Annotated in this window: 22 protein-coding genes; 14 read left to right on the plus strand and 8 right to left on the minus strand. The window is 68.0% G+C overall.

Features of this window, described 5'->3' with window-relative positions:
* Positions 1-36: 36 nt before the first annotated feature.
* A complete protein-coding gene (locus tag ACP7AU_RS08075) occupies positions 37-651 on the minus strand; it encodes a sigma-70 family RNA polymerase sigma factor (protein WP_425991074.1) in 615 nt (204 codons plus the stop codon).
* A complete protein-coding gene (locus ACP7AU_RS08080) occupies positions 648-860 on the minus strand; it encodes a NepR family anti-sigma factor (RefSeq protein ID WP_426037886.1) in 213 nt (70 codons plus the stop codon). Before ACP7AU_RS08080 ends, ACP7AU_RS08075 begins: the two co-directional genes overlap by 4 nt.
* Before the next feature lie 232 nt (positions 861-1,092).
* Between ACP7AU_RS08080 and ACP7AU_RS08085 the strand changes: the two genes are divergently transcribed.
* Positions 1,093-1,887: a response regulator gene (locus ACP7AU_RS08085; RefSeq protein WP_426051074.1), complete on the plus strand. Its 795-nt coding sequence runs from the start codon at positions 1,093-1,095 to the stop codon at positions 1,885-1,887.
* A gap of 70 nt (positions 1,888-1,957) precedes the next feature.
* Here ACP7AU_RS08085 and ACP7AU_RS08090 read toward each other — a convergent pair whose 3' ends face one another.
* Positions 1,958-2,293 carry a hypothetical protein gene (locus ACP7AU_RS08090; protein WP_426037890.1) on the minus strand — a complete coding sequence of 112 codons (336 nt, stop codon included), beginning with the start codon at positions 2,291-2,293 and terminating at the stop codon, positions 1,958-1,960.
* A 321-nt stretch (positions 2,294-2,614) separates the two neighbouring features.
* Between ACP7AU_RS08090 and ACP7AU_RS08095 the strand changes: the two genes are divergently transcribed.
* Both ACP7AU_RS08095 and ACP7AU_RS08100 read left to right on the plus strand, forming a co-directional pair.
* Positions 2,615-3,634: an NADP-dependent oxidoreductase gene (locus tag ACP7AU_RS08095; RefSeq protein ID WP_426037892.1), complete on the plus strand. Its 1,020-nt coding sequence runs from the start codon at positions 2,615-2,617 to the stop codon at positions 3,632-3,634.
* Positions 3,635-3,651: 17 nt separating this feature from the next.
* Positions 3,652-4,059 carry a MaoC family dehydratase gene (locus tag ACP7AU_RS08100; RefSeq protein WP_303696676.1) on the plus strand — a complete coding sequence of 136 codons (408 nt, stop codon included), beginning with the start codon at positions 3,652-3,654 and terminating at the stop codon, positions 4,057-4,059.
* Positions 4,060-4,228: 169 nt separating this feature from the next.
* On the opposite strand, the gene ACP7AU_RS08105 is transcribed toward ACP7AU_RS08100, so the two are convergent.
* Together ACP7AU_RS08105 and ACP7AU_RS08110 are read right to left on the minus strand one after the other, a co-directional pair.
* Positions 4,229-5,026, minus strand: a complete 798-nt coding sequence (locus ACP7AU_RS08105; RefSeq protein WP_426037894.1) for a SapC family protein — start codon at positions 5,024-5,026, stop codon at positions 4,229-4,231.
* 84 nt (positions 5,027-5,110) lie between these two features.
* The gene (locus tag ACP7AU_RS08110) at positions 5,111-7,138 is read right to left on the minus strand and encodes a TonB-dependent receptor (RefSeq protein WP_426051075.1); all 2,028 of its coding nucleotides are present in this window, start codon (positions 7,136-7,138) and stop codon (positions 5,111-5,113) included.
* 103 nt (positions 7,139-7,241) lie between these two features.
* Here ACP7AU_RS08110 and ACP7AU_RS08115 point away from each other — a divergent pair, with 103 nt between their 5' ends.
* Both ACP7AU_RS08115 and ACP7AU_RS08120 read left to right on the plus strand, forming a co-directional pair.
* Positions 7,242-7,727: a transcriptional repressor gene (locus tag ACP7AU_RS08115; RefSeq protein WP_426037898.1), complete on the plus strand. Its 486-nt coding sequence runs from the start codon at positions 7,242-7,244 to the stop codon at positions 7,725-7,727.
* Positions 7,728-7,798: 71 nt separating this feature from the next.
* On the plus strand, positions 7,799-8,686 hold the full coding sequence (locus ACP7AU_RS08120) for an alpha/beta fold hydrolase (RefSeq protein WP_426051076.1): 888 nt from the start codon (positions 7,799-7,801) through the stop codon (positions 8,684-8,686).
* Position 8,687: 1 nt separating this feature from the next.
* Here ACP7AU_RS08120 and ACP7AU_RS08125 read toward each other — a convergent pair whose 3' ends face one another.
* Entirely contained in the window at positions 8,688-9,029 is a 342-nt protein-coding gene (locus tag ACP7AU_RS08125) for a hypothetical protein (RefSeq protein ID WP_426037902.1), read from the minus strand.
* A 112-nt stretch (positions 9,030-9,141) separates the two neighbouring features.
* Between ACP7AU_RS08125 and ACP7AU_RS08130 the strand changes: the two genes are divergently transcribed.
* From ACP7AU_RS08130 to arfB, 9 genes are all read left to right on the plus strand, one after another.
* Positions 9,142-9,906, plus strand: coding sequence for an electron transfer flavoprotein subunit beta/FixA family protein (locus ACP7AU_RS08130; RefSeq protein WP_426037904.1), 765 nt, complete (start codon positions 9,142-9,144; stop codon positions 9,904-9,906).
* The gene (locus tag ACP7AU_RS08135) at positions 9,907-10,836 is read left to right on the plus strand and encodes an electron transfer flavoprotein subunit alpha/FixB family protein (RefSeq protein ID WP_426037906.1); all 930 of its coding nucleotides are present in this window, start codon (positions 9,907-9,909) and stop codon (positions 10,834-10,836) included.
* 110 nt (positions 10,837-10,946) lie between these two features.
* Entirely contained in the window at positions 10,947-11,243 is a 297-nt protein-coding gene (locus tag ACP7AU_RS08140) for an autorepressor SdpR family transcription factor (RefSeq protein WP_426037908.1), read from the plus strand.
* Positions 11,240-11,617 carry an ammonium transporter gene (locus ACP7AU_RS08145; protein WP_426037910.1) on the plus strand — a complete coding sequence of 126 codons (378 nt, stop codon included), beginning with the start codon at positions 11,240-11,242 and terminating at the stop codon, positions 11,615-11,617. The genes ACP7AU_RS08140 and ACP7AU_RS08145 overlap by 4 nt, the downstream gene beginning before the upstream one ends.
* A gap of 13 nt (positions 11,618-11,630) precedes the next feature.
* On the plus strand, positions 11,631-11,909 hold the full coding sequence (locus ACP7AU_RS08150; protein ID WP_426051077.1) for a DUF167 family protein: 279 nt from the start codon (positions 11,631-11,633) through the stop codon (positions 11,907-11,909).
* Between the two features lie 81 nt (positions 11,910-11,990).
* Positions 11,991-13,481: an amidohydrolase gene (locus tag ACP7AU_RS08155; RefSeq protein WP_426051078.1), complete on the plus strand. Its 1,491-nt coding sequence runs from the start codon at positions 11,991-11,993 to the stop codon at positions 13,479-13,481.
* Entirely contained in the window at positions 13,481-14,833 is a 1,353-nt protein-coding gene (locus ACP7AU_RS08160; protein ID WP_426051079.1) for an amidohydrolase family protein, read from the plus strand. The genes ACP7AU_RS08155 and ACP7AU_RS08160 overlap by 1 nt, the downstream gene beginning before the upstream one ends.
* A 173-nt stretch (positions 14,834-15,006) precedes the next feature.
* Positions 15,007-15,471 carry a YaiI/YqxD family protein gene (locus tag ACP7AU_RS08165; RefSeq protein WP_426037919.1) on the plus strand — a complete coding sequence of 155 codons (465 nt, stop codon included), beginning with the start codon at positions 15,007-15,009 and terminating at the stop codon, positions 15,469-15,471.
* Positions 15,468-15,869, plus strand: a complete 402-nt coding sequence (gene arfB, locus ACP7AU_RS08170) for an alternative ribosome rescue aminoacyl-tRNA hydrolase ArfB (protein WP_426051080.1) — start codon at positions 15,468-15,470, stop codon at positions 15,867-15,869. The genes ACP7AU_RS08165 and arfB overlap by 4 nt, the downstream gene beginning before the upstream one ends.
* Here the strand turns inward: arfB and ACP7AU_RS08175 are convergent.
* Both ACP7AU_RS08175 and ACP7AU_RS08180 read right to left on the minus strand, forming a co-directional pair.
* Positions 15,866-16,579: a hypothetical protein gene (locus tag ACP7AU_RS08175; RefSeq protein ID WP_426051081.1), complete on the minus strand. Its 714-nt coding sequence runs from the start codon at positions 16,577-16,579 to the stop codon at positions 15,866-15,868. The genes arfB and ACP7AU_RS08175 overlap by 4 nt on opposite strands.
* 31 nt (positions 16,580-16,610) lie before the next feature.
* Positions 16,611-17,135 carry a hypothetical protein gene (locus tag ACP7AU_RS08180; protein WP_426037925.1) on the minus strand — a complete coding sequence of 175 codons (525 nt, stop codon included), beginning with the start codon at positions 17,133-17,135 and terminating at the stop codon, positions 16,611-16,613.
* Positions 17,136-17,146 lie beyond the last annotated feature (11 nt).

Below are 17,146 nucleotides of genomic sequence, written 5' to 3' on the forward strand. Positions count from 1 at the left end.
CGATACGACCCCGCGCGGGCCTGGGAGAATCCACGATCAGCCCTGCCGCGCGCCGCTCAGACGGTCGGCGTCGGCAAGAATGGAGCGCATGGCGTCGCCGGCCGCACGGCCGTCACGGCCATAGCCGCCGCGCTCCAGGGTCGCCGCCAGAGCCTTGCGGGCGCGGCTGACACGGCTCTTCACCGTGCCGACGGCGCACTGGCAGATCTCGGCCGCCTCTTCATAGGCGAAGCCGCCCGCGCCGACGAGAATCAGGGCTTCGCGCTGTTCCTCCGGCAGGGTGTTCAGGGCCTGACGCAGTTCGTCCAGGGCGACCGGCGCTTCGGGATCATCGACAGCGACCAGGGTCCGTTCGGCGGCTTCCTGATCCAGTTGGGACGAACGCCACGAGCGACGCTTCTCCGAATAGAACTGGTTGCGCAGGATCATGAAGGTCCAGGCCTTCATATTGGTGCCCATCTGATAGGAGGCGCGGGCGTCCCAGGCCTTCATCATGGCGTCCTGCGCCAGGTCGTCGGCGGCGGTCGGGTCGCCCGTCAGGGTGCGGGCGAAGGCGCGCAGGTGCGGGATCAGCTGGACCAGTTCGCGCTTGAACCCCTCGTCGTCGGCGGAGGGAGGCTTGGGCGCGGTCGAACGGCCTGAGACGCTCACGCCTTGTTCTCGTCGGAAGCGCGCTGGTCGGCGCGGCGCAGGATTTCCAGGAATTCGTCGGGGACAGGCTCGTTGACGACCTCGTCGAACAGGTGGCGCAGCTTCACGCCGATGGCCTGCTGACGCAGTCGCGCTTCCTCAAGCGGCGGCTCGCCGCCTGCAGGCCGGGCATTGGCGGGTTTTCGCCCGGAGTCCGATGAATCGATCATGTATGTCTGCGCCGCCAATCGTTGAAACTCATCCGCGAGTATGCGCCGGCTCCGCGCGCCGGGCTTCTTGATCAGGCCGTCAACGTCGCTCGCGCACGCCAGTTCCGTTGGCCGCGCATTTTATGGTGAAGCTAAATCAGACCCGTTGGAACCGTGACGGTAGTGATACGTTCCGTTCGCCACGCGTGCCGCTTTTAACGGGCGCATCGTCGATTTGTCGGGGAATACTTAAATGAGCCTTCTGGCCAGACTTGCGCCGCACCTGCCCTACGTCCGTCGTTACGCGCGGGCCCTCACCGGGGATCAGGCGACGGGCGACAACTATGTGCGCGTGGCGCTGGAAGCCCTCGCCGCCGGCGAGCGCCAGCTTTCGCCCGACATGGCGCCGCGCGTGGCTCTGTATCATGTGTTCCACACCATCTGGTCCACGACCGGCGCCCAGCTGGAAGACACCAGCGGCATTGAAGGGCTGACCGATGCGTCCAGCCGACTGATGCGGATCGCTCCGCGTTCGCGTCAGGCCTTCCTGCTGACCGCGCTCGAAGGCTTCACCCCGTCCGAAGCGGCGCAGATCCTGTCGGCCGACGCCCATTCGGTCGAGCGGCTGATCGGCGACGCCCAGGCCGAGATCGACGCTGAACTGGCCACTGACGTCCTGATCATCGAGGACGAGGCCATCATCGCCGCCGACATCGAGAGCCTGGTTCGCGAACTGGGTCACAATGTCACCGGCACGGCCACGACGCATGACGAGGCCGTCGATGCGGTCGCCCGCCATCGTCCAGGCCTCGTCCTGGCCGACATCCAGCTGGCAGACGGTTCGTCGGGCATCGACGCGGTCAAGGATATCCTCAAGAAGTTCGACGTGCCGGTGATCTTCATCACCGCCTTCCCCGAGCGTCTGCTGACTGGAGAGCGGCCGGAACCGACGTTCCTGATCACCAAGCCCTTCCAGCCGGAAACGGTGAAGGCGGCGATCAGCCAGGCCCTCTTCTTCCACCCGAGCCGCCAGAAGGAAGTCGCCTGATCCCAGGCGCCTTCCCGGCAATGAAAAGCCCCGCCGGATCGTTCCGGCGGGGCTTCTTCGTGAGCAGGGATCAGTTGGCGGGTTGATTGACGTTCGGGGCGGTCCCGGCCGCCGGCGAGGTCGGTTCGCCCGTGGCGGTGGTGGGCGCATCGGGCGTGGGCGGGCCGGAATTGTCGAAGGCGGCGGCATCCACCGCCTGGGCGCCGGTGTTGGGGTTCTGGGAGGCGAAGCCGCCGTTGGACACGAACCACATCCCCAGCAGGAGGATGGCCGCCGCACCCGCCGAAACGATCAGCAGCACCAGCATGCGTTTGCCGGGTCTGGCGCCTCGCACATACTGGGCATCGACGGGGCGGCCTTCGTGGACAGCGTCGGCTGCTTCGGAATGGGGATCGTGATGGGTCATGAGGCTGCTTTCCGAAGGTGAACGTCCAGGTCAGACAACGCTTAGGCGAGCGTGGCCGTTCCGTGCGGTCGGCCTGTCTCGCAAGCGGCGAAAAAACTTCGCTGAACAGGGGAACGCTTATGGAATGACGTCGTTCTCAATCTGCGGAGGCGGCGACGCCCCCCCTACCGGACCGGCCTCAGCTGGCCCTGTCGCCTCCGCGCCTCATTCTCGATAATGCCACTTTAAGGCGATCCCCCAGGGGTCGCCTTTTTCTTTGCTCTGCCCGCGGCCTGTGCCCATGATGGGTCTGCAAAAGAAACCAACCCGGAGATGACGACCATGGCTCTGACCAACCGCCAGTGGGTGCTGCGCCAGCGGCCGCAGGGTCTGATCAAGGACGGCGACCTGGAACTGGTCGAGAGCCCGGTTCGCGATCTGAAGGACGGCGAGGTCCTGGTCCGCACCGTCTATCTGTCGCTGGACCCGACGAACCGGACCTGGATGAACGACGCCGTCGGCTATCTGCCGCCGGTGGGCCTGGGCGACGTGATGCGCGGCCTGACGCTCGGCGTGATCGAGCAGTCGAGGTCCGAAAAATTCAAGGAAGGCGACATCGTCACCACGGCCATGGGCGGCTGGAGTGACTATGGCGTGGTGCCGGACAGCGGCGTGAGCCGGGTGCATCGCGCCCCGGGCATGCCGCTGACGGCGAACATGTCGGTCCTGGGCATGACGGGTCTGACCGCCTGGGCCGGCGTCACCGACGTGCTGAGGCCCGAGCCGGGACAGGTCATGGTCATCTCGGCGGCAGCCGGGGCGGTTGGCTCGGTCGCCGGCCAGATCGCCAAACAGAAGGGCGCCCATGTCATCGGCATCGCCGGCGGACCCGAGAAATGCCGCTGGCTGACCGAGGAGCTCGGGTTCGATGCCGCCATCGACTACAAGAACGAGGACGTGGGCGAGGCGCTCGACCGGCTGGCCCCGAACGGCGTCGATCTCAACTTCGAAAATGTCGGCGGCGACATCATGGTCGCGGTTTGGAACCGGCTGAACATCCACGCCCGGATGGCCGTTTGCGGCATGGTCTCGGCCTATAACGCCACCAAGCGGCCGCCGTCGCCGGATCTCAGCCGCCTGATTACCCACCGGATGACGATGCGGGGCTTCCTCGTCATGGACTATTCGCCACGCGCCAGGGAGTTCATCGCCGAGGTCGGCCCGTGGCTGGCGTCGGGCAAGGTCCAGTGGAAGGTCCACGTCGACAACGGCCTGGAAGGCGCCGTGACATCCCTCAATCGGCTGTTCACCGGCGACCATGACGGCAAGCTTCTGGTACGCGTCTCCGAAGAACCGGCCTGATCGAACAAGGGGACACCATGAGCGATCCGCTGCATGTTCATTTCGAGGACATCGAGAACGGCCAGGTGCTTCAGCTCGGCGCCTGCGCCGTGGACGAGGCGGCGATCGAGCTGTTCGTCGCGCATTTCGCGCCAGGCTGGGATCCGGCCTATGGCGCGCCGGATGCGCTCGTCTATGCGCTGTGGAGCCGTCTGGCGGCCGACAAGGCCGCCGGATGGGCCCAGTCGAAACTGCTGGCGGTCGACGGCCTTCGCTTCATGCGCAATCCGCCGGCGGGTGAACTGCTGCGCGGTCGGATGACGGTGATGGGCAAGGACCCCGTGGGTGACGACAAGGGCATCGTCATCGCCCAGCACGACCTGCTCGACGAGGGCGGCCGTCTGGTCTTCTCTTGCCTGACCCGGGGCGTATTCGTCAGGCGGTAGCTGAACGTCTCTCCCTCCCCCTTGGGGGAGGGTTGTCGATGCGGAGCATCGACGGGGTGGGAAGGGCCAGGCGGTCCAGACACAGGCTTGTTCGGCCTTGCCTTGCCGCTTCCACCCGATCGCTGCGCGATCTGCCCTCCCCCGAGGGGGAGGGAGAAGGCCGTGTCTCTTAAGCGTTGCCGGCGATCTCGCCGTTGTCGTTCGCGCGCTGGAAGGCCAGGGCGATCAGGCGGTCCCAGCCGAGCAGCGACACCAGGTGGGCGTAGATCTGGCCCAGGGCGCCGTTGTCGCGCAGTTCCGCCAGCTTCTCGGCCGGAAGGAGCTTCAGCTTCTCTTCCGAGACGGCGAAATAGTCGGCCAGCTTCTGGGGTTCACCCGGCTCGCCGCGCTCGTTGCGCGGCGTGAAGACGGCTTCGCGGACGTCGAACAGGTCCAGGTCCGTCAGCAGCTTGATGAAACTGTCGGTGCGCTGGCGCTCCTGCTCGAAGTTGTTGCAGAATTCCATGGCCTGGTTGACGTATTCGGAGGGCTTGCCGTCCTCGAACAGCGGCGCCTGGCCGCCCTCGACGATGAACGGCGCATCGCGGTCGATGCACAGGATCAGGCGCTGGCCCTGCGGGTCGTTGGCGAAGACGAACGGATAGCGGCGGACGTAGGCGGGGATGTAGGCCTCGGGGCGGAACTCGCCCTTGGCGCTGACATAGAGGTTTTCGCTCTGGCGCAGGCCCATGACCGCGACCGGCTGTTTGGAATCGCCGAGGAAGACGACCGGGTAGGACAGGGCAGCCGGGGCGAACTCGGTCACCGTCAGCGGCACGACGTGCGAAGCGGCGACGAAGGCGTAGGGCTTGTCGATGGGGTTGACGCCCAGCTTGCCGTGCAGGTCGCTCGAGAGCGGCTCGGGCTTGGCGTAGAACAGGACGTTGCCGTCGAGGCCGGAGTCGTTGGAGGCTGTGGTGTCGGTCATGGACTCGAGAGCTCTGGGAATGACGGAAAGGCGGGCCTTCTAGCGGAACCGGCCCGCCGCCGCAAACCGGTGCGCCTGTCGCGCTTAAAAGCGATAGGTGACGCCGACCCGCAGGTTCCGTCCGGGCTGGGGCGCGATGTCCTTCAGGAAGGAGGCGTGTTCGCGCGCCTCCTCGTTCGTCAGGTTGTGCGCCTCGGCGAAGACGGTGACGTTGCGGTCTGCGAACGGTCGGATTGAGCCGGACAGATTGACCATGGTGTAGCTGTCGGTCGGCAGTTCGAACGCGGCGGTCTTGTCCTGTTCGCCGACGTGGCGGACCTCAAGCTGGGTGTCCCATCGGGCGTCGGTCCAGATCAGGCGGCTGGTGACCGAGTATGGCGGAATGCGCGCGGCCGGACCCAGGTCGGTATCGGCCTTCACATAGTCGGCCGAGCCGCCGAGCTTCAGGCTACGTTCGCCCGATTCCCACAGCGCATAGTCGCCCTCGATCTCGAAACCGGTGAAGGTCGCGTCGGTCTGGACATAGGCGAAGATCGGGAAGGGCTGGCCGTCGAAGTCGAAAGCGGCGCCGGTCGGGCGCTGGTCGATGAAGCCGTCGTATTTCGCCCGATAGACGTGCAGATCGCCGTCCAGCGGGCCGCGCGACAGGTGGACCGTCCCCTCGAGGGTCAGGACCTTCTCGGAATTGAGCGTCGGATCGCCGAGCTCATAGGCCGCCGTGGCGACGTGGACGCCGTCGGAAAACAGTTCGACCTCGCTCGGTGCTCGCTCGCTTGACGACAGGCTGAGGCCGAGGAACAGGCCCTGGGCCGGCTTGACGAAGACGGAGCCCGAGGCGGACCAGTTATCGAACTGGCGATTGATCTTCGACGTCCCGCCGATCGGGGTGGCGGACAGCTCGCGGCGGTCGTAGCGGACGCCGCCCTCGAAGCCGTAGGCGCCGAGATCCAGCCTCTGGACGGTGTAGAGGCCGGTTTCCTGAATCGAGGTTGCGGGGACGAAGGCCTCGTCGCCGATGGCGTCGAATTCGCGGTCCAGCACCTGGGCCCCGACCACGCCCTGCCAGCCGTCGCGCTGGCGCTGGATCAGTTCGGCTCGGCCCTCATAGCCCGAGGACTGGAAGACGGTTCCCACCTTGGGGCCCTCGAACTCGGTGTGCGCGTAGTCGGCATAGCCGGCCGAGAGGTTGAACGACTGGAACCAGGCGGTATCCAGCTCCCGCTCGGCGCGGAAGTCGTAGCGCGTCTGTTCCAGGTCGATCGAGACATCGGGCTCGGCCACGGTGCCGTAGTTGGACCGGGTGTTCTTGATCGAGACGCCGACGAAGCCGCGGTCGTCGACATATGAAACGCCGGCGCCGACCTGTTCGATCTTGGCGAAGGAGTTGACCACGGTACCGGCGTCATCGCGGGCCACGCTCTCTGCATCCGCAAGCCGCTGTGAGATGGCCGAGCCGGGGATGTCGTAGTCACCGCTGTCGCGCCGGAAGCCGTCGACCGTGAACACGAACGGGCCCGCGTTGGCCGCCAGGCGTGCGCCCAGGCCATAGCCGTCGTCGACGCTGGAATACTGGGTCGAGATATGGCCGTCGACGCCGCCCTCGACCGCATGGGTCGGGATGCGTTCATCGAGGATGTTGACCACTCCGCCGATGGCCGAACCGCCGAAAGTCAGGGTCGAGGGGCCGCGCACGACCTCGATCCGGCTGGCCTCGGCGGGATCCACGGCGACCTGGTGGTCCGGCGAGACGGCCGAGGCGTCGATCATGCCGAGGCCGTTGGTCAGGACCTGGACCCGGGGACCGGACAGGCCGCGAATGACGGGGCGGCTGGCGCCCGGCGCGAAGCTGGACGAGCGCACGCCCGGCAGGCTCGCGACCAGGTCCCCCAGGGTCTGGACCGGGGCGACAGCCAGGGCCTGTTCGTCCAGCACGTCGACGGCGATCAAGCTGGCGTTGTCGCTGACGCCGAAGGGACGTCCCGTGACGATGACGTCCTCGACCGCATCGGCCTGTTGCGCGGGTGGGGCGGTCTGGGCGGAGGCGGCGCCGGCCAGGGCGCTCGAGGCGACGGCCACGAGAAGGGCGGAACGGGACAGGTAAGCAGAACGCATGGCAATCTCTCGGGAGGAAGAGGTTGAAGTGTTATGAGATAACATCACGGGTAGTCAAGCCGCGATGGTTGCGATGGGGCGTCGCGCGGCTTAGCTCTGGGCCATGGGTTCCCACTGCGATCACGCGCACGACGAAACCGGCCTCGACGCCGGAGAAATTGGCCGCGCCCTGGCCTCTGCCGAGACGCGCTGCGTGCAGCAGGGCGAGCGGATGACTGCGCCGCGCCGCCGCGTGCTGGAGTTGCTGCTGCAGGCCGGCGAGGCGGTGAAGGCCTATGACCTGATCGCCCGCTACGGCCTGGACGGCGTCGCCGCCAAGCCGCCGACCGTTTATCGCGCGCTGGAGTTTCTCGAGAAGACGGGGCTGGCCCACCGAATCGCCTCCATCAGCGCCTATGTGGCCTGTTCGGTGGGCGATCGGGCCCACGCCGCCGCCTTTTTGATCTGCGACTGTTGCGGCGCGACCGAGGAGGTCACCCCGCCGGAAGGCGAAGCCCTGCAACAGGCCGCGACCGCCGCCGGCTATGCGCTGGAGCGCACCACGATCGAGGGCCACGGCCGCTGTCCCGCCTGCCGTGTAGCGGCATGACCGGGAAGCCGCGTCGCCGCATAGGCGGATAGATGCTGGCGTCGGGGTCTCCGGCTCCCTAGGTTTCCGACATGGACGCTGCCCGGCTCTCCCCGCCCCGCCGCATGACCGTGCCCATCGCCAATCGATGGGGCGACGGAGACATGTCGGTCCTCGACTTCGGCGACCCGAGGCGGCCGGTCGATCTGATCTTCTGCCACGCGAACGGGTTCAACGCCGCGACCTATCGCTCGATTCTGGCGCCGCTGACGTCGTCCCTGCGCATCCTCGCGCCCGATCTGAGGGGGCATGGGGCAACCACCCTGCCGCTCCCGACCGGCCGGAAGGGCTGGCAGGATCACCGCGACGACCTCGTGTCACTGCTCGACAGCCTGGACGGACCGCCGGTGGTCATGGCCGGCCATTCCATGGGCGCGACCAGCGCCATCCTCGCCACTGCCGAACGGCCCGGGAAGGTCTCCCAGATCGTCGCCCTCGATCCGGTCGTCTGGAAGCGCTGGATGGTGGCGGCGCTGCAACTGCCGCTGCTGAACCGTCTGCCCGGCCATATCCCGCTGGTGAAGGGCGCGCTCAGACGTCGTGCGCGGTTCGACAGCCGGGAACAGGCTCTGGCGGCCTACCGCGGCCGTGGCGCCTTCAAGGGTTGGTCCGACATCATGGTGATCGACTATCTCGGCGCCGGCCTGACCGAGGACGGCGACGGATTCGTCCTGACCTGTCCCCCGGCGTGGGAGGCCTCGAACTATTGCGCCCAGGGGCACGATCCCTGGAAGGCGATGCGCGACTGCGGCCGGCCGATCCGCATCCTGAAGGCGGAGATCCACTCGAGCTGCGCGGTCGAGGCCGCGCCGCGCGGCCTGCCGCTGGTCTCGGTCGAGACGGTGGCCGGCGGCACGCATTTCTTCCCGATGCTGCGCCCCGATATCGCCCGCGACGCCCTGTTCGACGCCGCTGTCTAGATCATTTGCCGGTCTTGGCGGCGTAGTCGGCGCGGTCGCGCTCCGTCGCCGCGGCCCGGGCGACACGCTCGGCAGCCAGCCGGTCCTCGATCGCCAGCAGTTGGCGGTTCTGCTCGTTCGAAGCCTCGGCGCGCGTCACGCCGGCCGGCCGGCCGGTGATGTCGGGCAGGTAGATCGGCTGGACGCACTCGCGCCCCTCCTCATACCACCAGCGGCCGCTCTGCGCGCAGGCGTCGGCGGGTGCGACATAGAAGCGCTGGAAGGCGAAGGCTCCGGCGACGCAGACGGCGAACAGTCCGAAGAACAGGATCGACAGGCGTCGCATGGTCAGGAAGCGGTTCATCGAAATCTCATTCCCGGCGACGCTTCAAGTTCACGTCGCGTTACGTTGACAGGCTCCTTCGCCCGTTCCATTCCCTGCCGCAACATTCCGGCGATCCTATGGACAGTCAAACATGAAGGTTCTCGTCCCCGTCAAACGGGTGATCGACTATAACGTCAAGGCTCGCGTCAAGGCGGACCAGACCGGCGTCGATCTCGCCAACGTCAAGATGAGCATGAATCCCTTCGACGAGATCGCTGTCGAAGAGGCGGTTCGTCTGAAAGAGGGCAAGGAGCACCACGCCGCCGGCACGGTGACCGAGATAGTCGTCGTCTCGATCGGCGTGACCCAGGCACAGGAAACCATCCGCACCGCCCTGGCCATGGGCGCCGATCGCGGCATCCTGATCCAGTCCGACGCCGACCTCGAGCCCCTGGCCGTCGCCAAGCTGCTGGCCGCCGTTGTGGCCGAAGAGAAGCCGGACCTGGTCCTGATGGGCAAGCAGTCCATCGACGGCGACAACAATGCGGTCGGCCAGATGCTGGCCGCCCTGCTCGACTGGCCCCAGGCCACGTTCGCGGCGAAGATCGACATCGCCGGCGGCGCGGCCAGGGTCACGCGCGAAGTTGACGGCGGCAACCAGACCCTGTCGGCGACCCTGCCGGCCGTGATCACGGTGGACCTGCGTCTCAACACACCGCGCTACGCCTCCCTGCCCAACATCATGAAGGCCAAGAAAAAGGAGATCGCGATGAAGGCGGTCGCCGACTACGGTGTCGATACGGCCAACCGTTTGACGGTGGTCAAGGTGACGGCCCCGCCGACCCGCTCGGCCGGGATCAAGGTCGCCGATGCGGCTGAACTGGTGTCCAAACTCAAGACTGCGGGAGCCCTGTAGATGGCCGTCCTCGTCATCGCCGACCACGACGGTTCGGCCGTCCGTGACAGCACGAACAAGACCGTGACCGCGGCTCTCGCCCTGTCCTCCGACGTGGACATTCTGGTCGTCGGCTCGGGCGCCAAGGCAGCCGCCGATGCCGCCGCCAGGATCACCGGCGTGCGCAAGGTGCTGCTGGCCGAGAGCGGCGAGCTGGGCCACCAGCTGGCCGAGGCCGTGACCGCCACGGTCGTGGCCCTTGCCGCCGGCTACGACGCGTTCCTGTCTCCCGCCTCGATGGACGGCAAGAATTTCATGCCGCGGATTGCGGCCAAGCTGGACGTCGCCCCGATCTCCGAGATCGTCGAGGTCGTCGCCGCAGACACCTTCGTGCGGCCGATCTATGCCGGCAACGCCCTGGAGACGATTCAGTCGTCGGACGCGAAAAAGGTCATCACCGTGCGTCCGACCGCCTTCGTCCCTGCGGCGGACGGCGGCTCGGCCCCGGTCGAGACCGTGGCTGGTTCGGACGCCGGCAAGGCGGCCTTCGTCGGCGAGGAGATGGTCAAGTCGGACCGTCCCGAACTGGGCGCCGCCAAGATCGTCGTCTCCGGCGGTCGCGCCCTGGGCTCGGCCGAGGAGTTCCATGCCGTCATGGATCCCCTGGCCGACAAACTGGGCGCCGCCGTCGGCGCGTCTCGCGCAGCTGTGGACGCCGGCTACGCCCCCAACGACTACCAGGTCGGCCAGACCGGCAAGGTCGTCGCTCCGGGCCTCTACATCGCTATCGGCATCTCAGGCGCTATCCAGCACCTGGCGGGGATGAAGGACTCCAAGATCATCGTCGCCATCAACAAGGACGCCGACGCCCCGATCTTCCAGGTCGCGGATTTCGGCATCGTCGGCGACTACAAGACGGTCGTGCCGGAGCTGATGGCCGCTCTGGGCTAAGGCTTTCTGAGGCTTCGAACGGGGGCGCGGCGCCGAGAGGCCCGCGCCCTTTTTCATGCCCGGAGATCAGACATCTTGACTCATTTCGATGATTAGCTAATTGTCGCATTATGAGCAGTGTCTTCAGGGCCCTTTCCGATCCGACCCGCCGGCGGGTGCTTCAGTTCCTGCGTCAGGGGCCGATGAGCGCCGGCGAACTCAGCGCCCGGTTCGAGGTCTCCAAACCGACCATGTCGGCGCATTTCGCGGTGCTGAAAGAGGCTGATCTGGTCCACGCCGAGAAGGTCGGAAAGTCCGTCATCTATCACCTGAAGCTCTCGGTGCTCGAAGAGGCCCTGCTGGGCTTCGTCCATTCATTCGGCCTCGGCGCGGATGCGCCGACGCCTTCAGAGGAGCCGGCGAAATGAACAAGGACCTGATCAACAGCCTCGCCTGGGGCGGCGGCATTCTCGTGCTGGCGCTGGCTGCAAGCCTCGCCCGCAAGCTCGGCTACATCGACCAGGAGACGACGATCCGGATCGTTCTGGGCGCCACCGGCCTGATGATCGCCTCGTTCGGCAATCGCATACCCAAGACCTTCGCCCCCAGCTACTGCGCCCGAAAGGCCCAGCGCGTCACCGCCTGGTCCATGGTGCTCAGCGGCCTCGTCTACGCTGGAGCGTTCGTCTTCGCGCCGACCATCATGACGGCGGTCGTGGTCGGATGCGGCGCGGTGATCCTCGGGATGGCGGTGACCTTCATCTACTGCCTGTCGCTGCGGAACCGGGCGAAGGCGGCCTGATCGGGATGATGCCATGGCCCGGATCGCCATCAAACTGACCCCCGGCGCGGCCTCTGATCGCATCGACGGCTGGGACGTCGACCCCGAAGGGCGGCCGGTCCTCAAGGTCCGCGTGCGCGCCCGACCGGTCGAAGGCGGGGCCAACGCCGCCCTGATCCTGCTGCTCGCGAAATCTCTGGGCGTGGCCCGTTCGGCAGTGTCCCTGGCGCGCGGCGGACAGTCCCGGCTGAAGATGATCGAGGTCGAAGGCCTTGATGATGCGGAGCGTCGCGACCGCCTTACAGGAATGTAATGTTTCCGCCTTTGACGGACGGCTTGAGACGCTCTTGTAATCCGCCCCGTTCCGCGCCGTCGGCGCGAAGGGGAGCGTTTAATGATCCGTCACGCCTTGCGGGGCTCCAGCCTCGCCGTAATCGCCTGCGCTCTGGCGCTATCGGCCTGCGCCACAACGGACACTGACGCCCCGCCCGCGGCCGACGGATCGAGCAGCGGCGGCGCCTCCACGGATCGCACCATGGCGCGCGGTCTGGACGCCTCGACCAACCTCGATCCCTATCCCTCGACCTACCAGCCGCTGCCGCGTGACAACGTCGCCATCGTCGGCGGCACGGTCCTGACCGGCACGGACCAGCGCATCGAGAACGGCGTCGTCCTGATGTCGGACGGCAAGGTCGAGGCCGTGGGTCCGGCCTCGATGCCTGTCCCCGCCGGCTACCGCGTCGTCGACGCACGCGGTCGCTTCGTGACCCCGGGGGTCATCGACGTCCACTCCCACCTCGGCGTCTATCCCTCGCCCGGCGTGAGCGGCATGAGCGACGGCAACGAGGCGACCAGCCCCAACACGGCCCAGGTCTGGGCCGAACATTCGATCTGGCCCCAGGACCCTGGGTTCAACACCGCCCGCGCCGGCGGAGTCACCACCCTCCAGATCCTGCCTGGCTCGGCCAACCTGTTCGGCGGCCGCTCGGTGACGGTGCGCAACATTCCGTCGATCAGCATGCAGGGGATGAAGTTCCCCGGCGCTCCCTATGGCGTGAAGATGGCCTGCGGCGAGAACCCGTCGCGCGTCTACGGCGGCCGCAACCAGTCGCCGGCCACCGGCATGGGCAATGTCGCCGGCTATCGCGCCGCCTTCATCGCCGCCCGCGAATACAAGGCCAAATGGGACAAGTGGCGCGAGGACGGCGAGGGCTCGCCCCCGACCCGCAACCTGCAGAACGAGACTCTGGCCGGGGTGCTGGACGGGTCTATCCTGGTCCAGAACCACTGCTACCGCGCCGACGAGATGATGGTGATGCTCGATATCGCCAATGAGTTCGGCTATCGCGTCACGGCCTTCCACCACGCTGTCGAGGCCTACAAGATCGCGCCGCAACTGGCCGCCGCCGGCGTCTGCGCCGACATGTGGACCGGCTGGTGGGGCTTCAAGATGGAGGCGCTCGACGCGGTTGAGGAGAATGCCGCCCTGGTCGATGCCGCCGAGGGCGGTTGCGCCGTCATCCATTCCGACGACGCCCAGCTGACTCAGCGCCTGAACCAGGAAGCCGCCGCCGCGCTCGCCGCGGGTCGCCGCGCCGGTCTGAACATCAGTGAGGAACACGCGATCGGCTGGATCACCTCCAACGCCGCCCGCTCGATCGGCATCGGCGACGAGACCGGAGCGCTGACGCCGGGCCTGCGCGGCGACGTTGTGATCTGGAGCGCCAATCCGTTCTCGGTCTACGCTCGCGCCGACCAGGTCTTCATTGACGGCGCTCTCACGTTCGACCGCTTCGACCCGCGCTATCAGCCTGTCTCGGACTTCGAGCTGGGCCAGCCCGGCTTCGGCATCGCAGCCGCCAACATCGTTCCGGGAGCCCGCTGATGCGCCGTTTCGCCCTCATCTCCCTGACCGCTCTGGCGCTGTCGGCCATGCCCGCACTGGCGCAAGTGACCGCCATCACCGGGGGGCGCGTCCTCACGGGTACGTCGGTGATCGAGAACGGCACGGTCGTCATCTCCGGCGGCCGTATCGTCTCGGTCGGGACCGGGGCCGCTCCGGCCGGAGCCCGCGTCATCGACGCGCGTGGCAAGGTGGTCACCCCCGGTTTCGTCGCCGTCGATTCCGGCCTCGGCCTGACCGAGATTTCATCCGTCCAGGGGTCGGAGGATCAGTCCAACGGCGCCAACACCATCTCGGCCTCGTTCGACGTCAGCTACGGCCTCGACCCCTGGTCGATCGCCATTCCGGTCGCGCGTCTGGGCGGCATCACCCGCGCCATCGTTGTCCCCAACCATCCGGGCGGCTCGGGCGGTCACCAGCATCAGGATGACTCGGATTTCGCCGGCGCCGGTTCGGGCGGGTTCCAGACGCCGGGCCTGTTCGCAGGCACGGCCTCGGTGATCCACCTGGCGGCCGGGACCGACATCCTGGTCCAGCCTCGCGTGGCCATGGTTGCTCCGTTCGGCGAGGCCGGAGCGGGTGTCGCCGGCGGCGCGCGCGGCGCCGAATTCACCCTGTTCAAGGAAACCCTGGCTGAGGTCCGCCTCTATGCCCGCAACAAGGCCGCCTATGACCGCGCGGCCCTGCGCGACCTGTCGATCTCTCGCGCCGATCTCGAGGCTCTGATCCCGGTCGCCAACGGGACCCTGCCGCTGATCGTCACCGTCCACCGGGCGGCCGACATCCAGCAGGTCCTGCGTCTCGGCCGCGAGGAAGGGGTCAAGCTGATCCTGGACGGCGCCGAGGAAGGCTGGCTGGTCGCCGCCGACATAGCCGCCGCCGACGTGCCGGTGCTGCTCAACCCCATCTCCAACCTGCCGGGCGATCTCGAGACCCGGGCGGCGCGGATGGAGAATGCCGCGGCCCTGAACGCCGCCGGGGTCGTCATCGCCATCAAGGGCAACGAGGGCTCGGTCCACAGGGCGCGCGAGGCCCGCTACAACGCCGGGAACGCCGTCTCCCACGGACTGCCGTTCGAGGCGGCCATCGCGGCCCTGACGGTCAATCCGGCGCGTATCTTCGGCATGGCGGGCCAGTTCGGCGAGCTGCGCGCGGGCGCAGCGGCCGATGTGGTCGTCTGGTCCGGCGATCCGCTGGAGCCTCTGTCGTCGGTGACGGCGGAGTTCATCAACGGCCAGGAACAGTCCCTGACCAGCCGCCAGATCCTCCTGCGCGACCGCTATCTCAACGGCGGGCGTCAGGCCGGAGGGATGCCGGTCGCCTACGGGCGGTAAATCGAGGCCTTCTCCCTCCCCCTCGGGGGGAGGGTGGCTGAGCCCAGCGAAGCCGGGTGGGGGCGGCAAGGCGAAACAGGGACGGGGTCTGTGTCTGGATCACCTCGCCGCTCCCACCCCGTCGCTTCGCGACGCCCCTCCCCCGCAGGGGGAGGGAGAGGTATAGGGAGCGAATGTCCGCCGCCCCCCGCCTCTTCATCGACGCCGACGCCTGTCCGGTAAAGGACGAGGTCTATCGCGTGGCGGCCCGCTACGGCCTGCAGGTGTTTGTGGTCTCGAACAGCTGGATCAACACGCCACGCGAAACGTGGATCGAACAGATTGTCGTCGATGCCGGTCCCGACATCGCCGACGACTGGATCGCCGAACGCGCTGGACCGGGCGATATCGTCATCACCGCCGACATCCCGCTGGCCGACCGCTGCCTGAAATCCGGGGCACAGGCGCTGAAATCGAACGGCCATCCCTTCACGCCGGACTCGATCGGCTCGGCCCTCGCAGGGCGGATGGTGGGCGAGCATCTGCGGTCGATGGGGGTCGCCACCTCCGGCCCGCCGCCGTTCGGGCCCAGGGACCGTTCGGCCTTTCTTCAGGCGCTGGACCGCGCAGTGATCATGGCGAAGCGGGCGCCGCGATGACCACCATCCCCGAGAGCGAGCTGGAGTTTCACTTCTACCGTGCTGGCGGACCGGGCGGGCAAAACGTCAACAAGGTCTCGACCGCCGTGCAGATGCGGTTCGACGCCAGGAACTCGCCCTCGCTGAGGGAGCCCGTGCGCGAGCGGCTGATGAAACTGGCCGGCAGCCGGTTGACCCTGGAGGGCGTGATCCTGATCACCGCCGTTCGTCACCGGACCCAGGAGCGCAACCGCGCCGACGCCATCGAACGGCTTCAGGACCTGGTCGACAAGGCCTCGGTGGCCCCGACCTACCGCGTCCCGACCCGGCCGACGCGGGCGTCGAAGGAACGCCGCCTCCAGGCCAAGTCGGGCCGCGCCACGATCAAGAGCGGACGCGGCAAGCCGGCGCTGGATTAGCGCGGACCGCGATCCATCATCTGCTGCAGCGGCGTGCGCGGCAGGGTCGCCAGGGTCAGGGCGCCGTCCTGATCGGTGTCCAGGGCGATGAACCAGCGGTCCGTCGCCTGCGCCCACTCCTGGGCCGTCACGGTCTGGTTGATGTCGAGGTCGGCGGCCTTGACCGGTTGCGGATAGTTGAAGAACCCGGCCGCGGCGATCGGTCCGTAGGCCAGCGGGCCGGTCGGCGCGCGCTGGCGGGGGGCGCTGCGGCTGCCCTGTTGCTGGGCGGGTTCGGCCAGGCCCAGGGCCATGCCGCCGCTGAAGCCTTGCAGACGGCGCCCGGGCTCACGGGGCCCGCCCGCCATGCCCGGCAGACGGGCGCGGGCCTCAGCCAGATCCGCTTCGTAGGCCGCGATCTCGTCGGGGGTCAGCCGGTCGTCGCGGCGCACGTCCAGTGCGCGGAACTGGCGGATCCCGTCGGCGGTGAATTCTTCCTGCGTCACCCGGCCGTCGTTGTCGGCATCGGCGCCCGAGAACCAGCCGGCGACCGGCCAGGGCTCGCCCGGTTCGGCGAAGAACAGCTCGCCGAAGGGACTGACGAACAGGCCGGGACCCGGTCCCTGCGCACCGCCGGGGCCCCCCATCGGGCCACCCGGGCCGGACGCGCAGCCGCCGGGGACGAGACCCAGGACGGCCACGCCGAGGACGATGGGGGCGAGACGCTTCATGGAGGGTTCCCGAAAGGAGGGGCGGAGGGGATCAGGCGTCGGGCGACGGCGGGTCGGACGATTCAGGCGGCGCCGGGCGGAACAGCAGGGCGGCGATCAGCCCGCCCTCTTCCAGCCCGATCAGCCACTGGGTCGCGGCATTGTCGAAGGTGACCAGATACTGGGCCACGCCATCGTCGACGCCGGACGGCTCGATCGTCTGCAGGTCGCCGAAGCCCTGGACCAGGGGCGAGAAGGTGGTCATCTGGCTGTTCAGGCGACGCCCGAGGTCCGGCGTGAACATCGCCTCCTGGATGTCGCCGGCCTTGAGCTGTTCGATGACGGCGCGCAGCGCGGCCTCGGCCATCTGGGCATCCGAGACCTGACCGCCCGGGGCGGCGGGCGCGCGCACGGCGGGCGCGGCCGGAGCGGTCGGGTTGTCGAAGGTGTTGGGCAGGGTGGCAGCGGCGCCTCCGCGGGGGGCCAGCTGCGCCGGGGGCGTCGCCTGGGCGAGCACGGGCCCGGCCAGGGCGGCCAGGGCGAGGACGAGAAGGGGGATCTTGATCGAGACGGTCATGCGGACTCCGA

Origin of the sequence: Brevundimonas sp. SL161 (assembly GCF_049896985.1) — a bacterium.
In the GTDB taxonomy this organism is placed as follows: Bacteria; Pseudomonadota; Alphaproteobacteria; order Caulobacterales; family Caulobacteraceae; genus Brevundimonas.

Bases quoted from the DNA above. Each gene is read 5' to 3' on its own strand.
- ACP7AU_RS08080 (WP_426037886.1), bottom strand. From the start codon at position 860: ATGATCGATTCATCGGACTCCGGGCGAAAACCCGCCAATGCCCGGCCT.
- ACP7AU_RS08085 (WP_426051074.1), top strand. From the start codon at position 1,093: ATGAGCCTTCTGGCCAGACTTGCGCCGCACCTGCCCTACGTCCGTCGT.
- ACP7AU_RS08090 (WP_426037890.1), bottom strand. From the start codon at position 2,293: ATGACCCATCACGATCCCCATTCCGAAGCAGCCGACGCTGTCCACGAA.
- ACP7AU_RS08095 (WP_426037892.1), top strand. From the start codon at position 2,615: ATGGCTCTGACCAACCGCCAGTGGGTGCTGCGCCAGCGGCCGCAGGGT.
- ACP7AU_RS08100 (WP_303696676.1), top strand. From the start codon at position 3,652: ATGAGCGATCCGCTGCATGTTCATTTCGAGGACATCGAGAACGGCCAG.
- ACP7AU_RS08105 (WP_426037894.1), bottom strand. From the start codon at position 5,026: ATGACCGACACCACAGCCTCCAACGACTCCGGCCTCGACGGCAACGTC.
- ACP7AU_RS08110 (WP_426051075.1), bottom strand. From the start codon at position 7,138: ATGCGTTCTGCTTACCTGTCCCGTTCCGCCCTTCTCGTGGCCGTCGCC.
- ACP7AU_RS08115 (WP_426037898.1), top strand. From the start codon at position 7,242: ATGGGTTCCCACTGCGATCACGCGCACGACGAAACCGGCCTCGACGCC.
- ACP7AU_RS08120 (WP_426051076.1), top strand. From the start codon at position 7,799: ATGGACGCTGCCCGGCTCTCCCCGCCCCGCCGCATGACCGTGCCCATC.
- ACP7AU_RS08125 (WP_426037902.1), bottom strand. From the start codon at position 9,029: ATGAACCGCTTCCTGACCATGCGACGCCTGTCGATCCTGTTCTTCGGA.
- ACP7AU_RS08130 (WP_426037904.1), top strand. From the start codon at position 9,142: ATGAAGGTTCTCGTCCCCGTCAAACGGGTGATCGACTATAACGTCAAG.
- ACP7AU_RS08135 (WP_426037906.1), top strand. From the start codon at position 9,907: ATGGCCGTCCTCGTCATCGCCGACCACGACGGTTCGGCCGTCCGTGAC.
- ACP7AU_RS08140 (WP_426037908.1), top strand. From the start codon at position 10,947: ATGAGCAGTGTCTTCAGGGCCCTTTCCGATCCGACCCGCCGGCGGGTG.
- ACP7AU_RS08145 (WP_426037910.1), top strand. From the start codon at position 11,240: ATGAACAAGGACCTGATCAACAGCCTCGCCTGGGGCGGCGGCATTCTC.
- ACP7AU_RS08150 (WP_426051077.1), top strand. From the start codon at position 11,631: ATGGCCCGGATCGCCATCAAACTGACCCCCGGCGCGGCCTCTGATCGC.
- ACP7AU_RS08155 (WP_426051078.1), top strand. From the start codon at position 11,991: ATGATCCGTCACGCCTTGCGGGGCTCCAGCCTCGCCGTAATCGCCTGC.
- ACP7AU_RS08160 (WP_426051079.1), top strand. From the start codon at position 13,481: ATGCGCCGTTTCGCCCTCATCTCCCTGACCGCTCTGGCGCTGTCGGCC.
- ACP7AU_RS08165 (WP_426037919.1), top strand. From the start codon at position 15,007: ATGTCCGCCGCCCCCCGCCTCTTCATCGACGCCGACGCCTGTCCGGTA.
- arfB (WP_426051080.1), top strand. From the start codon at position 15,468: ATGACCACCATCCCCGAGAGCGAGCTGGAGTTTCACTTCTACCGTGCT.
- ACP7AU_RS08175 (WP_426051081.1), bottom strand. From the start codon at position 16,579: ATGAAGCGTCTCGCCCCCATCGTCCTCGGCGTGGCCGTCCTGGGTCTC.
- ACP7AU_RS08180 (WP_426037925.1), bottom strand. From the start codon at position 17,135: ATGACCGTCTCGATCAAGATCCCCCTTCTCGTCCTCGCCCTGGCCGCC.